We start from the raw sequence: 13,788 nt of genomic DNA, 5'->3' as shown, positions 1-13,788 counted from the left end.
CCGTGGAACTTCTGCACTCGGGCAAGGTCCGGGACGTCTACGCCGACGGCGCGGACCTGATCCTGGTCGCCTCCGACCGCGTCTCCATCTACGACGTGGTGCTGCCGACCCCGATCCCGGACAAGGGCCGCCTGCTCACCGCGCTCTCGCTGTGGTGGTTCGAGCAGTTGTCGGACCTGGTGCCGAACCATGTCGTCTCCGCCACCGAGGTGCCCGCGGAGTTCGCCGGCCGGGCGATCCGGTGCCGGCGGCTGGAGATGGTGCCGGTCGAGTGCGTGGCCCGGGGTTACCTGACCGGTGGTGGCCTCGCCGAGTACGAGCGCACCGGCGCGGTCTCCGGCGTGCCGCTGCCCCGAGGGTTGGTGGAGGCGTCGATCCTGCCCGAGCCGATCTTCACGCCGTCGACCAAGGCGCCCAAGGGCGAGCACGACGAGCCGATCACCTACGAGCAGGTGGTCGACAAGGTGGGACCGGAGACCGCGGAACGGCTGCGGGAGATCACCATCGACGTCTACCGGCGTGGTGCGGAGATCGCCGCCGACCGGGGCATCCTGATCGCCGACACCAAGCTGGAGCTGGGCTGGACGCCGGACGGCACGCTGATGCTCGGCGACGAGTTGCTCACCTCCGACTCGTCCCGGTTCTGGCCGGCCGAGTCCTACCAGCCGGGTCGGGTCCAGTTCTCCTTCGACAAGCAGTACGTGCGGGACTGGGCCGTCGAGAGCGGCTGGGACAAGCGCCCGCCGGCGCCGGAGGTGCCGGCGGAGGTGGTGGAGGCGACCCGCGCCCGTTACGTCGAGGCGTACGAGAAGCTCACCGGCAACCGCTGGGACTGACCGCGACACCGCCATTCGGCCGCTTCGTCGCCCAGGTGAGGGCGGTCTAGTCTCGTCGGCATGTCGACGAGGCTCGTGCAGATCACCATGAAGGCCCGGGACGACGCCACGCTGGGCGCGTTCTGGGCGAAGGCGCTCGGCTGGGGGCTCGCCAGCGAGGGGCCGGGCGTGACCAACCTCGAACCCGAGGGCTTCGGCTATCCCGACCCGTCCGCCGTCTGCGTCGACCTCGTCGTCTCGTCCGAGCCCAAGACGGGAAAGAACCGGGTGCACGTCGACCTGGCCACCACGTCGCCGGAGCATCAGGTGGAGCTGGTCGCGCGCCTGACGGAGCTGGGCGCGATGCCTGTCGACATCGGCCAGGGTGACGTCCCGTTCACGGTGCTGGCCGACCCGGAGGGCAACGAGTTCTGCGTGCTGGAGCCGCGCACCGTCTACCGGGACACCGGCCCGATCGCCGCGGTGGTGGTCGACTGCGCCGACCCGCGGGAGATGGCCCGCTTCTGGGGCGAGGCGACGGACTGGACCGTGCACGAGGTGACCGACCGACACGCCTCACTGCGTTCGGCCGCAGGCGTCGGCCCCTACCTGGAGTTCGTCCGCAACCCCGACCCGAAGACCGGGTGGAACCGGGTGCACCTCGACGTCCGCCCCTACCCGGGCGCCGACCTGGCGGCCGAGGCGGCCCGCCTGGAGACGCTCGGCGCGACCCGCGTCGACCTCGGCCGCGCCGACATCCCGTGGACGGTCCTGATCGACCCCGAGGGCAACGAGTTCTGCCTCCTCACCCCGGCCTGACCCCAGCCCGCCTCCGCCACACCCGCGATCTTGCACTTTCGGCCCGCGACCCGTCCGGAATGGCCGGAAAGTCGGGGCAGCAAGTGCAAGATCGCGGGGGAGAGAGGGCTAGGGCACGGGTTTGCCGAGGGAGAGGCCGGCGTCGGCGTAGCCGTGCTGGCGGTAGAAGCGCACCGCATCGGCGTTGCGGTGGTGGATGCCGGCCGACAGGTACGTGATCCCCCGGCTGCGTGCCCACCGTTCGGCCGCCGCCACCAACGCCGTTCCCACCCCGAGCCCTCTGGCATCGGGCAGCACGACGGTGTGGACCTGCGCCGAAGGTTCCGGACGCAGGATCTGGTGTTCCGGCGGATCGGCACACCGCAGCACCTCGACCATTCCGACCACCCGGCGGTCGTGGGTCTCGGCGACGAGGACGGCGTCCCGTCCGGCCGCGTCGGCCAGCACGGCCGCGAAGTGGCGCACCACGGCGTCACGCCGTGGAACGCGGTAGGTGCCGGCGTCGAGAGCAGGATGCGTCCGGGCGTTGGCCAGGCGCAACTCCACCAGCGACGCGACATCCGCCACGCTCGCCGGCCTGACCGTCAGCCGGGTCCCCGGCCTCTCCGGGCCGGACACCTAGTCCTCCCAGTCCAGGGTGCGTTGCACGGCCTTGTGCCACTGGCGCAGCTCGTGTCGGCGGTGGGCCGGGTCCATGGCGGGCTCCCACTGGGCGTCGGAGCGCCACTTGTCCCGCAGCGTGTCCAGGTCGGGCCAGAAGCCGACCGCCAGACCGGCCGCGTACGCGGCGCCGAGGCAGGTGGTCTCCGTGATCCGGGAGCGCACCACCGGCACGTCGAGCACGTCGGCGAGGAACTGCATCAGCAGCTCGTTGCCGGTCATCCCGCCGTCCACCCGCAGCCGGCGCAGCGCCACGTCGGAGTCGGCGTTCATGGCGTCCACCACCTCGCGGGTCTGGAACGCGGACGCCTCCAGCACCGCCCGGGCCAGGTGCCCCTTGGTGATGTAGCCGGTCAGGCCCGCGATCACGCCCCGCGCGTCGCTGCGCCAGTGCGGCGCGAACAGGCCGGAGAAGGCCGGCACCACGTAACAGCCGCCGTTGTCGTCGACGGTGCGGGCCAGCTCCTCGACCTCGGGCGCGGTGGAGATCAGGCCGAGGTTGTCGCGCAGCCACTGCACCAGCGAGCCGGTGACCGCGATGGCGCCCTCCAACGCGTACGCGGCCGGCTGGCCCTCGATCCGGTAGGCCACGGTGGTGAGCAGGCCGTGCCGCGACGGCACCGGGCTGGCACCGGTGTTGAGCAGCAGGAAACTGCCGGTGCCGTAGGTGCACTTGGCCTCGCCGGGGCGGAAACAGGTCTGCCCGAACAACGCGGCCTGCTGGTCGCCGAGCGCGCTGGCCACCGGCACCCCGGCGAGCACCCCCTCGGCGGTGCCGTAGACCTCGGCCGAGCAGCGGATCTCGGGCAGCATCGCGGCCGGGACGCGGAGCGCGTCGAGCAGCTCCGGGGCCCAGTCGAGCGTTTCCAGGTCCATCAGCAGGGTGCGGCTGGCGTTCGTCACGTCGGTGACGTGCCGCCCGGTCAGCTTCCAGATGAGCCAACTGTCCATGGTGCCGAACAGCACCTCGCCGCGTTCGGCCCGCTCGCGCAGCCCGTCGACGTGGTCGAGCAGCCACCGCAGCTTCGGGCCGGCGAAGTACGTGGCCAGCGTCAGGCCGGTGCGGGTGCGCAGTCGCTCCTCGTCGTACGCCTCGGCCAGCTCGCGCAGCAGCGGGCCGGTGCGGGTGTCCTGCCAGACGATGGCGTTGGCCACCGGCCGGCCGGTGGCCCGGTCCCAGACCACAGTGGTCTCCCGCTGGTTGGTGATGCCCACCGCGGCCAGGTGCTCGGGACCGAGGTCGGCGCCCGCCAGCGCCTCCCGGACCACGTGCTCCACGTTCGTCCAGATCTCCTCCGCGTCGTGCTCGACCCAGCCCGGTCGCGGGAAGATCTGCCGGTGTTCGCGCTGGGCCACGGCGACGATCTCGCCGTCGGCGTCGAAGACGATGCACCGCGAGGAGGTGGTGCCCTGGTCGATGGCGGCGACGAACTCTCCGGTCACGCAGGCACCGTACCCGCCGGGCGCGTCCCCCGTCTCCCACCGGGCGGCCCGTACGATCACCAGACGTGCGTGACATTGCCGTGTTCAGCGGGACCGCCCACCCGGACCTCGCCGCCGAGATCTGCGCCCACCTCGCCGTTCCGCTGCACCCGGTGCGGGTGTCCCGGTTCGCCAACGACTGCCTCGAGGTGCAGTTGCAGGCGAACTGCCGGGAGCGGGACGTCTTTCTCATCCAGCCGCTGGTGCCGCCGGTGCAGGAGCACCTGGTCGAGCTGCTGCTCATGATCGACGCGGCGCGGGGCGCGTCGGCCGGCCGGATCACCGTGGTGCTGCCGCACTACGCGTACGCCCGGTCGGACAAGAAGGACGCGCCACGCATCTCCATCGGCGGGCGGCTGGTCGCCGACCTGCTCACGTCGGCCGGCGCGCACCGGGTGCTGGCCATGACGCTGCACTCGCCGCAGGTGCACGGCTTCTTCAGCGTCCCGGTGGACCACCTGCACGCGCTGCGCGAGCTGGCCGCCCACTTCAAGGGGTACGACCTCAGCAACGCGGTGGTGGTCTCGCCGGACCTGGGCAACGCCAAGGAGGCGGCGGCGTTCGCCCGGATGCTCGGCACGCCGGTCGCGGCCGGCGCGAAGCAGCGGTTCAGCGACGACCGGGTGCAGATCAGCACCATCATCGGGGACGTGGCGGACCGGGACGTGATCGTGCTGGACGACGAGATCGCCAAGGGCAGCACCGTGATCGAGCTGATCTCGCACCTGCGCGAGCGGCAGGTCCGCTCGATCCGCCTGGCCTGCACGCACGGCCTCTTCTCCAGCGGCGCGTTGGAACGGCTGAGCGCGCAGGACGGCGTGCTGGAGATCGTCTGCACCAACACGGTGCCGATCCCGGCCGAGAAGCGGGTGCCGAAGCTGGAGGTGCTCTCGGTGGCGCCGGCGCTGGCCGAGGCGATGCGGCGGATCCACAACGGCGAGTCGGTGAGCGCGCTCTTCGGCTGACCGCGCCGTGGCCGGACGGTCGTCCACCGCCGCTGCGGCGAGCCGGGAAGACCAGCCGGCCGGTCAGCCGTCCAGCGGCCGGGCGGCGGGCTGCCGGGTGGTCAACGCGGCGGTGATCCGGACGACCGTGCCGGCGTCGCCGGTCTCGACCTCCATGGTGTCGCTCAGCTCCCGGGCCAGCCAGAGGCCCCAGCCGCCGGCGGTCTCCGGGGCCGGCCGGTCGCGGTCGTGCAACCGTCGTTCGCTGATCCCGTGGCCGTGGTCGGCGACCTCGCAGACCAGGTCGCCGCCGCGACGCCACAGCCGTAGCCGGCCCCGCCCGCCGCCGTGCCGGACCGCGTTGGTGATCAGCTCGTTGACCGCCAGCACGAAGTCGTCCAGCCGCTGGCCGGCGAGCCCGGCGGCGTGCGCGCAGGAGGTGACCGAGTGCCGCAGCTCGGTCACCTGAGCCTGGTCGAAGGCTTCGGCGATCAGAAGGGAAGGTTCGATGGGCACAACCGTACGCGGTGCGGGGAGTTCTGCGTTTGTCATGACCCCGTCCCGGCAGTGCTCCTCGACAACTTTCGCGGCTTTTCCACCGTACGTCAGGATTTCTCGACCCGCACCCGGCGGTCGGCGCGTGACCGGCTGTGGCAGGGTGACGCGCATGCCGTCGTCCCCCGGCCTGGTCGGCCCGCTCTGGCGGTCCATCGCGGTGTTCCGGTTCGCCTCGCTGGCGTACGTCGGAGTGCTGGTGCTGCGCGACGGCAGCCAGTACGCGCACCCGGTGGCCGCCGGCGGCGTCCTGCTGGGCATGCTCGCCTGGAGCGGCGTGACCACGGCCGGCTACCGGCGTCCGGCCGGGCGACGCTGGCCGCTGCTCCTGGCCGACCTCGGCGTGGTGCTGGGGATCATCCTGGCCACGCCGTGGGTGGTCGGCCGGCCGGCGCTCGCCGCCGGCGTGCCGGTCCTGACCTCCGCCTGGCTGGCCGGGCCGGTGCTGGCCTGGGCGGTCGCCGGCGGGCGGCGGCGGGGCACGGTGGCCGCGCTGGTGCTCGGCGGTGCGGACCTGGCCACCCGGGACCCGATCAACCCGTCCGCGTTCACCGGGGCGATCCTGCTGCTGCTGGCCGGCGTGGTGGTCGGGCACGTGGCCCGGCTGGCGGTCCAGGCGGAGGCCCGGTTGCAGCGGGCGGTGGAGCTGGAGGCGGCCACCCGCGAGCGGGAACGGCTGGCCCGCGACATCCACGACTCCGTGCTCCAGGTGCTGGCGCTGGTGCGTCGACGCGGCGCCGACCTGGACGGTGAGGCGGCCGAGCTGGCCCGGCTGGCCGGCGAGCAGGAGGCCGCGCTGCGGGCGCTGATCGGCCGGGTGTACGCGGTGCCGGAGCAGGCCGGCGCCGACCGCGACCTGCGTGACCTGCTCGACCGGTACGCCTCGACCGAGGTCCAGGTGGCCGCGCCGGCCACGCCGGTGCCGCTGCCGGCCCAGGCGGCCGGGGAACTGGCCGCGGCCGTCGGGGCGGCGTTGGACAACGTGACGCGGCACGCCGGCGGGCGGGCCTGGGTGCTGATCGAGGACGAGGAGGAGACGGTGACCGTCTCGGTACGCGACGAGGGGCCGGGGATCCCGGAGGGGCGGCTGGCGGAGGCCGCCGCGCAGGGCCGGCTCGGGGTGGCCCAGTCCATCCGGGGCCGGGTGGCGGACCTGGGCGGCGAGGTGCGGATCGTCTCCGCCCCGGGCGCCGGGACCGAGATCGAGCTGACCGTGCCGAGGAGCCGTCGCCGATGAGCATCCGGGTGATGGTGGTGGACGACCATCCGATGTGGCGCGAAGGGGTGGCCCGCGATCTCACCGAGGCCGGCCTGGACGTGGTGGCGACCAGCGGCGAGGGGCGGCAGGCGGTCCGGGTGGCCGCGGCGGCCCGTCCCGACCTGGTCGTGCTCGACCTGCAACTGCCGGACGTCTCCGGGGTGGAGGTGGTCCGGGGGCTGCGTGCCGCGCTGCCCGAGGTGCGGGTGCTCATGCTGTCGGCAAGCGGCGAGCCGCAGAGCGTGCTGGACGCGGTCAAGGCCGGCGCGACGGGCTACCTGGTCAAGTCCGCCGCCCCGGCCGAGTTCCTCGACGCGGTGCGCCGCACCGCGGCCGGCGAGCCGGTCTTCACGCCGGGTCTGGCCGGGCTGGTGCTGGGCGAGTACCGCCGGCTGGCCGCCGCGCCACCGGCCCCGCACGACGACGCACCCCGGCTCACCGATCGGGAGACCGAGGTGCTGCGGCTGGTCGCCAAGGGGTTGTCCTACAAGCAGATCGCCGAGCGGCTCCGGCTGTCCCACCGGACCGTGCAGAACCACGTGCAGAACACCCTCGGCAAGCTCCAACTGCACAACCGGGTCGAGCTGACCCGGTACGCCATCGAGCGGGGCCTGGACGAGTGACTCAGTGCGCGGGCGGCGGCTGCGTCTCGTGCACCGCCAGCTCCTCCGCGCTCGCCCCGCCGCCGGCCGCGCCGGCGTCGTAGGCGACGTTGTCGGTCTCCTGGTCGGTGTGCGCACCCTCGTCCGGCTCGACCAGCCGGCCCACCTCGTGGTCGGCCACGGTGCCGAGCTGGCCGTGGTCGTAGACCGAGACCGGGGAGTGCGGGTCGGAGACCGGGCCCGGGTCGATCACGTCCGCGTCGAGCTGGGCCTGCGCGGCGGCCTCCTCGCTGTCCGCCTCGGCCGCGATGGCCGGGTCGACCGGGCCGGCGAGCGGGTCGTCGGCGGGACGCTCGTACTGCTCGCGGTCGAGCTTGTAGTCCAGCGACTCGCCGTCGAGCTGCTCCTCGGCCGTGGTGCCGAACCGGTCCACGGCGACCGGCGTGCGGTCGCCGGGGATCTGGGCCGGCTCCGGGCCGTCCGCCTCGCGCCCGGTCAGCACGTCGTCGTTGGCGGTCGAGTCGTCGTCGGCGGTGTCGGGCAGGCCCTCCGCCTCGGGATCGGAAACGGGGGTGGGGTACTCGTCGTCGCGCATGCGGGTGAACTACCCACTGCCCTTGCCGTATTAACCGCGACCAGGTGGGTGGATCGGGAGCAACAGGGCGAAACCGTGCCTCAGTTGCGGAAGGCGGCCTCGTCCTCGGCGTACAGCACGCACCACACCACCTTGCCGTCGGGCAGCGCGGTGCTGCCCCAACGGCGGGCCACCGTGTCGATGAGCAGCAGCCCCCGGCCGCCGACGGAGTCGACCGGGGCCGACCCGGCGAACGCGGGACGCCCGGCGGAGTGGTCGCGGACGGCCACGTGCAGCGCGCCGCCGCGCGCCGCCAGCCGGAGCGTCATCGGCGTCGCGGCGTGCGCGACCACGTTGTTGACCATCTCGGTGACCGCGATGCAGGCGGGCTCCACCAGCTCCGGCAGGCCCCACCTGACACACCCGTCGGTGACCAGCGCCCGGGCCTGTCGGGCGGACTCGGCCACCGGCGGCAGGTCGGCGTCGAGCAGCTCGGGCGGCTCGGGGCTCGGCGGCCCGGCCGGATCGAGCAGCAACTCGGCGGCCGGCCAGTCGGCGACCTCGGCGCGGACCCCGTCGAGCACGTCGCGGACCCCCGGGTCGGGGATGCGGACCCCGGACAGGTCGACGCGCACCGGGCCCGGTCGCTGCCAGCACCGGGCGAGCAGCGCGCCGCGCACGGCCTCGGCGCCGGCCCGGTCGAGCACGCCGGTCAGCCTGACCGTCGCGGAGGACTCGTCGGGCTCCACCAGGCAACGCGCGTCCGTCGGCATGATCGTCCCATTGTGCACGCCGGTCGCCGTACGCGCATCGGTCCGGTCGACGGGACTCATGATCGTTCCGTCCGGGACCGGCGGCTGATCGCCGCGACGGTGCCGACCGCGGTGCCGGCGGCGGCCAGCCCGAAGGCTGCCGTCAGCCGCAGCAGTTGCCCGCGCCGGCCGGACCAGCCGTCGGTCCGGGCCCCCGTCGCGTCGGGCGTGAAGACGTTGCCGTCGGCGTCCTGGCGTACGCCGGGGCCGAACTGGGTGCGCGCGGTGTACCAGCCGAGCGCGCGCTCGGCCAACGCCGGGGCGAGCCGCCACTGGAGGCCCATCAACCGCGCCGCGCCGCCCGCGTACGCCTCGCGTCGTGGCCGCCGGAGTAACCGGACCACGGTCTCGGCCACCAGCTCCGGCGGGTAGACCGGCGGCGGCGGCGTCAGCTCCCGCCGGGTGTGGTTGGCCGCGTGCCGGAAGAACGGCGTGTCGATGGTGGCCGGCAGCACCGTGCAGAGCGAGATGTGCCCTCGCCCGGTCACCCGCAGCTCCTGCCGCACCGTGTCGGTCAGCCCCCGGATCGCGTGCTTGGTGGCGTTGTACGCGGACTGGTACGGCATGGCCACCTCGGCCAGCACCGACGCGTTGTTCACCAGCACCCCGCCGCCGGCCGCGGCGAGGTGGGGCAGCGCGGCGCGCGTCCCGTGCACGGTGCCGAGCAGGTTCACGTCGACCACCCGGCGGAACTCGGCCACCGGGATCTCGTCGAACAGCCCCACCGTGCCGACGGCCGCGTTGTTGATCCAGGCGTCGATCCGGCCGAACTCGGCCACCGCGCGGGCGGCCAGCCGTTCCACCGCCTCCGCGTCCGTCACGTCGGTGGGCACCACGAGCGCCCGCCCGCCCAGCTCCCGGCAGTGCGCGGCGACGCGCCGCAACGCGTCCTCGGAGCGAGCCGCCAGCACCACGGCGGCGCCCCGCCCGGCCAGCGCGTAGGCGGTGGCCGCGCCGATCCCGCTGGAGGCACCGGTGAGGACGACGGTGGCTTCGGCGAGACTGCGGGTCAGCGGCATTCCCGAGCGGTACCCCGCAGCCGGCCGGTCATGCCGACCGGAACGCGCTGATCAGGTTCGGTCGGAACCGGTGTCCCGTCCACGCGACGCCGGCTCGCGGTGCCGATCTGCCAGGTTTGCGGGCACCGGGCCCGGGTTAATGGGACGCTCTGAACGGGAGATCCCGCCAGCTAGAACGCATGGAGGTGCACCATGCGCGTCGGCCTTGTCTGTGCGCACGCCGGCTCGTCCACCGACGGTCCCACCGTCGGGACTCAGGAGCACATTGCGCGCGTGGCGGCGGAACTCGCCGCCCGAGGCCATGAGGTCCGCGTGTACGAACGCCGCGACGCCGCCGCCCAACCGGCCCTGGCCGAGCTGGACGGCTACCGCCTGGAACGCGTCCCGGTCGGCCCGCCCGATCCGCTGCCCACCGTCGAGCTGGTGCCGTACGTGGCCGAGTTCGGCCGCTGGCTGGCCGGCGAGTGGTCCGGCGACTGGACGCCCGAGGTGGTGCACGGGCACTACTGGGTGGGTGGCCTGGCCGCCGCCCACGCGGTCCGCGCGACCGACATCCCGGTCGTGCAGACCTTCCACTCGCTCGGCGTCGAGCAGCTCCGCCACCTCGGCCGGGGCTACGCCGGGCCGGGCCAGCGGATCCCGCTGGAACGGGCGCTGACCCGGGCCGTGGACGTGGCGGTCGCCCAGTGCAACGACGAGGTCGACGAGCTGACCCGGATGGGCCTGCAACGCACCTCGGTGGCGATGGTGCCGACCGGCGTGGACACCCGGTACTTCCACCCGGACGGTGAGGCCGCGCCCCGGGACCAGCGGCCCCGGATCCTCTCCGTCGGCGGGCTCACCCCCGGCCACGGCCAGGACGACCTGATCCGGGCGATGCGGCTGGTCGGCGACGCGGAGCTGGTGATCGCCGGTGGGCCGCCGGCCGAGCGGCTGGCCGGGCACGCGGAGGCACGCCGGCTACGCCAACTGGCCGAGCGGGCCGGCGTGGCGGAGCGGATCCACCTGGTCGGCGCCGTCCCGCACGACCAGATGGCCACCTGGTACCGCTCCGCGGACGTGGTGGCCTGCACGCCGCACTACTCGTCCGCCGGGCGGGTGTCGCTGGAGGCGATGGCCTGCGGCGTGCCGGTGGTCGGCTACGCCATGGGCGGCATCGCCGACGCGGTGGTCGACGAGGTGACCGGCAAGCTGGTGCCGCCGGGCGACATCCGCACGCTCGGGGTCACCCTGCGTCGGGTGCTCACCGACAACGCCGGGCGGTTCGCGTACGGGCACGCCGCGGTGGACCGGGTGCGGTGCAGCTACACCTGGGAGCGGACCGCGGCGGCGCTGGAGCGGCTCTACGAGCGGGTGATCGGGCGTCGCCGACCGGCCACCCCGGTGGAGCCGACGCCGCCGGTCGAGGTGGTCGCCGAACGTGGGCCGGTCGAGGCGGCCTGAGCCGGCACCACCCCGGCACCGATCATCGCCGGCCCCCGGTCCCGGACGGCCGGGTGGTGGTGCTGCGGCTGGGCGTACCGGGTCAGGCCGACCACGGCGGCCAACGTGACCAGGAAGCCGAGCCCGGCCAGCCACTCCCGGCCGGGCCAGATCTTGTCGCCGAGCAGCAGCACCCCGATGATCGCCGCGGGCACCGCGCCGGCCGCGTCCATCGCGGCCACCGCCGCGGTGGTCGAACCGCGCTGCATGGCCAGACCGAGCAGGAGCTGGCCGACCAGCGAGTGGGCGATCAGCAGGTAGAGCAGCGGATCACGGACGAACGCCTCGGTCGAGTCGGCGGAGGCCAGCGGGCGGGCCGCCACCGCGGCGGCGGAGAACGCCATCCCGGCCAGTGACCCGAGCACCACCGACCCGGGCGCGCCGTGCAGCCGGGCGGCGAAGAAGCCGGCCGCCGCGATCGCGCCGAGCGCCGCCACCAGGCCGACCAGCCCGGCGGTGCCGAGCTGCCGGGACGGCGCCGGCTCGGCCGACAGCACCAGCGCGGTGATCCCGCCGAACAGCAGCACCAGCAGCCCGACCTCGGCGGCCGGCAGGCGCCACTTGAGCACCAGCACGCCGAGCACCGCGGTCACCCCCAGCCCGGCCGCCACACTGGCCTGGACCAGGAACAGCGGCAGGTCCCGGCGGGCCAGGAAGGCCAGCACGAAACCGATGATCTGGCAGGTCAAGCCGATCAGGTACGTTCGGTGGCTGGCCAGCCGCAGCAGCAGCCCCGGGTCGAAGGTGTGGTGCACGGTGGTCCGCGCGGCGGCCACCGACTGGAGCAGGTTGGCGAAACCGTACGCGACGATCATCGCCGCGAGGAAGCACCAACCGGAGGAGACCACCTGGCGAGGATAGAGGCTCAGGCCCGGTCAGCGCTCGGCTGGCCGGCCGAGCCGGTCCAGGATGTCGTCGTGCAGTGGGCCGTTGCTGGCCACGGCGCTGAGGTCGGCCGAGCCCGCGCCGGCCGGCGCGGGGCGCCCGGCCAGGTCGGTGAACCGGCCGCCGGCCTCGGTGACGATCGGCACCAACGCGGCGACGTCCCACAGCGACAGCTCCGGCTCCACCATCACGTCCAGTGCCCCCTCGGCCAACAACATGTAGCCGTAGAAGTCGCCGTACGCCCGGCTGCGCCAGGTGTCCCGCATGAGTTGCAGCATCGCGTCCAGCCGCCCGGCCTGTTCCCAACCGGTCAGCGACGAGTAGCAGACGCTCGCGTCGGCCAGCGCCGTGACGCCGGAGACCCGGATCGGGGTGGCCTCCGCCGGGCCGGTACCGGCGAACGCGCCGGCGCCGAGCGCGCCCCACCAGCGCCGGCCGAGCGCCGGCGCGGAGACCAGACCGAGCACCGGCCGGTCGTGCTCCAGCAGCGCGATCAGCGTGGCCCAGACCGGCACCCCCCGGACGAAGTTCTTCGTCCCGTCGATCGGGTCGACCACCCAACGCCGCCCGTCCGGGCCGGCGGCGGGCTGCTCGCCGTACTCCTCGCCGAGCAGGCCGTCGGCGGGTCGGTGGGCGGCCAGCAGGGCCCGGATCTCCCGCTCCACGGCGGTGTCCGCGTCGGAGACCGGGGTCAGGTCGGGCTTCGACTCCACCCGCAGGTCGAGCGCGCGGAACCGGGCCGCGGAGACGGCGTCCGCGGCGTCCGCGAGCAGGTGGGCGAGGGCGAGGTCGTCGGCGTACCCGGTCATGGTCGACACGGTAGTGCGGCACGCGTGGCCGGTGCCGGCGGGTGGCCGCCGGCCCGCCGGTCAGGACCCGGCGAGCGGATCGCCCGGGTTGCGCTCGGGCTCCCGCACGTCACCCTCGCCGAGCCGCGAGGCCAGCAGCCGCCGGTACGAGGCGAGCCGGCGCGGGTCCGCCTTGCCGGCGGCCACCCAGGCGTCCAGTGCGCAGTCCGCCTCGTCGGCGCCGTGCGGGCAGTTGGCCGGGCAGTCGACGGTCGCCTCGACCAGGTCGGCGAAGCCGTGCAGCAGGCTCTCCGCGGACACGTGCGCCAGCCCGAAGCTGCGGACGCCGGGGGTGTCGACGATCCAGCCCGGGTCGCCGCCGGCGCCCGGGTCGGGCGGTGGGGGCAGGCGCAGCGCCACCGCGCTGGTCGAGGTGTGCCGGCCCCGGCCGATCGCGCTGACCGTGCCGACCGCCCGTTCCGCCTCCGGGACGAGGCGGTTGACGAGCGTCGACTTGCCCACCCCGGAGTGCCCCACCAGGACCGAGACGCGGCCGGCGAGCAGCGCGCGCAGGTCGGCCAGGTCGGCGCCGGGGCGGATCAGCACGTACGGCAGCTCCAGCTCGGTGTAGTAGCCGAGCACCGCCTCCGGGCCGGCCAGGTCGGCCTTGGTGAGGCAGAGCAACGGCTCGATGCCGGCGTCGTACGCGGCGACCAGGCAGCGGTCGATGAACCCGGTGCGCGGCGGCGGGTCGGCCAGCGCGCTGACGATCACGAGCTGGTCGGCGTTCGCCACCACCACCCGCTCCAGCCGCCCCTCGGCGGTGGACTCGTCGTCGTCGGCGGTACGCCGCAGCACCGAGGTGCGTTCGGCGATGCGCACGATGCGGGCCAGCGCGCCGGGCGCGCCGGTGACGTCACCGACCAGCCCCACCCGGTCGCCCACCACCACCGACTTGCGGCCCAGTTCGCGGGCGCGCATGGCGGTGACGACCGGGTCGTCCGGGCCGGCGTCCGGCCGGACGCAGGTGTAGCGCCCCCGGTCGACCGCGATCACGAACCCGTCGACCGCGTCGGCGTGCCGGGGCCGGGTG

15 protein-coding genes are annotated in these 13,788 nt (G+C 74.4%); 6 read left to right on the top strand and 9 right to left on the bottom strand.

Going from position 1 to position 13,788, the window contains the following annotated elements; all coding sequences use genetic code 11:
* Positions 1–2 precede the first annotated feature (2 nt).
* Together AB0B02_RS21360 and AB0B02_RS21355 are read left to right on the top strand one after the other, a co-directional pair.
* Positions 3–836: a phosphoribosylaminoimidazolesuccinocarboxamide synthase gene (locus AB0B02_RS21360; protein WP_357302752.1), complete on the top strand. Its 834-nt coding sequence runs from the start codon at positions 3–5 to the stop codon at positions 834–836.
* Positions 837–896: 60 nt separating this feature from the next.
* Positions 897–1,634, top strand: a complete 738-nt coding sequence (locus AB0B02_RS21355) for a VOC family protein (protein WP_357302749.1) — start codon at positions 897–899, stop codon at positions 1,632–1,634.
* A gap of 108 nt (positions 1,635–1,742) precedes the next feature.
* Here the strand turns inward: AB0B02_RS21355 and AB0B02_RS21350 are convergent, their stop codons facing one another.
* Both AB0B02_RS21350 and glpK read right to left on the bottom strand, forming a co-directional pair.
* The gene (locus tag AB0B02_RS21350; RefSeq protein ID WP_357302746.1) at positions 1,743–2,252 is read right to left on the bottom strand and encodes a GNAT family N-acetyltransferase; all 510 of its coding nucleotides are present in this window, start codon (positions 2,250–2,252) and stop codon (positions 1,743–1,745) included.
* Positions 2,253–3,737 carry a glycerol kinase GlpK gene (gene glpK / locus AB0B02_RS21345; protein ID WP_357302743.1) on the bottom strand — a complete coding sequence of 495 codons (1,485 nt, stop codon included), beginning with the start codon at positions 3,735–3,737 and terminating at the stop codon, positions 2,253–2,255.
* 65 nt (positions 3,738–3,802) lie between these two features.
* Here glpK and AB0B02_RS21340 point away from each other — a divergent pair, with 65 nt between their 5' ends.
* Entirely contained in the window at positions 3,803–4,741 is a 939-nt protein-coding gene (locus AB0B02_RS21340; protein ID WP_281937794.1) for a ribose-phosphate pyrophosphokinase, read from the top strand.
* Between the two features lie 63 nt (positions 4,742–4,804).
* On the opposite strand, the gene AB0B02_RS21335 is transcribed toward AB0B02_RS21340, so the two are convergent.
* A complete protein-coding gene (locus tag AB0B02_RS21335; RefSeq protein WP_281937792.1) occupies positions 4,805–5,272 on the bottom strand; it encodes an ATP-binding protein in 468 nt (155 codons plus the stop codon).
* Between the two features lie 115 nt (positions 5,273–5,387).
* On the opposite strand from AB0B02_RS21335, the gene AB0B02_RS21330 reads away from it, so the two are divergent.
* The gene (locus AB0B02_RS21330) at positions 5,388–6,512 is read left to right on the top strand and encodes a DUF5931 domain-containing protein (protein ID WP_357302738.1); all 1,125 of its coding nucleotides are present in this window, start codon (positions 5,388–5,390) and stop codon (positions 6,510–6,512) included.
* Positions 6,509–7,156: a response regulator transcription factor gene (locus tag AB0B02_RS21325; protein ID WP_107161025.1), complete on the top strand. Its 648-nt coding sequence runs from the start codon at positions 6,509–6,511 to the stop codon at positions 7,154–7,156. The genes AB0B02_RS21330 and AB0B02_RS21325 overlap by 4 nt, the downstream gene beginning before the upstream one ends.
* Position 7,157: 1 nt before the next feature.
* Here AB0B02_RS21325 and AB0B02_RS21320 read toward each other — a convergent pair whose 3' ends face one another.
* From AB0B02_RS21320 to AB0B02_RS21310, 3 genes are all read right to left on the bottom strand, one after another.
* Positions 7,158–7,730, bottom strand: coding sequence for a DUF5709 domain-containing protein (locus AB0B02_RS21320; protein ID WP_281937787.1), 573 nt, complete (start codon positions 7,728–7,730; stop codon positions 7,158–7,160).
* An 80-nt stretch (positions 7,731–7,810) separates the two neighbouring features.
* Entirely contained in the window at positions 7,811–8,542 is a 732-nt protein-coding gene (locus AB0B02_RS21315; RefSeq protein ID WP_357302733.1) for an ATP-binding protein, read from the bottom strand.
* A complete protein-coding gene (locus tag AB0B02_RS21310) occupies positions 8,539–9,540 on the bottom strand; it encodes an SDR family oxidoreductase (RefSeq protein ID WP_357302730.1) in 1,002 nt (333 codons plus the stop codon). The genes AB0B02_RS21315 and AB0B02_RS21310 overlap by 4 nt, the downstream gene beginning before the upstream one ends.
* A 192-nt stretch (positions 9,541–9,732) precedes the next feature.
* Between AB0B02_RS21310 and AB0B02_RS21305 the strand changes: the two genes are divergently transcribed.
* On the top strand, positions 9,733–10,983 hold the full coding sequence (locus AB0B02_RS21305) for a glycosyltransferase (RefSeq protein ID WP_357302727.1): 1,251 nt from the start codon (positions 9,733–9,735) through the stop codon (positions 10,981–10,983).
* Here the strand turns inward: AB0B02_RS21305 and AB0B02_RS21300 are convergent.
* The 3 genes from AB0B02_RS21300 to rsgA are packed head-to-tail and all read right to left on the bottom strand — an operon-like array spanning position 10,884 to position 13,676.
* Positions 10,884–11,837 carry a hypothetical protein gene (locus AB0B02_RS21300; protein ID WP_357302842.1) on the bottom strand — a complete coding sequence of 318 codons (954 nt, stop codon included), beginning with the start codon at positions 11,835–11,837 and terminating at the stop codon, positions 10,884–10,886. The two genes, AB0B02_RS21305 and AB0B02_RS21300, sit on opposite strands and share 100 nt — an antisense overlap.
* A gap of 60 nt (positions 11,838–11,897) precedes the next feature.
* On the bottom strand, positions 11,898–12,716 hold the full coding sequence (gene hisN, locus AB0B02_RS21295; RefSeq protein WP_357302724.1) for a histidinol-phosphatase: 819 nt from the start codon (positions 12,714–12,716) through the stop codon (positions 11,898–11,900).
* Positions 12,717–12,776: 60 nt separating this feature from the next.
* Positions 12,777–13,676, bottom strand: a complete 900-nt coding sequence (gene rsgA / locus AB0B02_RS21290) for a ribosome small subunit-dependent GTPase A (protein ID WP_281938591.1) — start codon at positions 13,674–13,676, stop codon at positions 12,777–12,779.
* Positions 13,677–13,788 lie beyond the last annotated feature (112 nt).

It is taken from the genome of Micromonospora sp. NPDC049240 (assembly GCF_040647835.1).
Classification (GTDB): Bacteria; Actinomycetota; Actinomycetes; order Mycobacteriales; family Micromonosporaceae; genus Micromonospora.
This window is presented reverse-complemented; position numbering and strand designations above follow the sequence as displayed.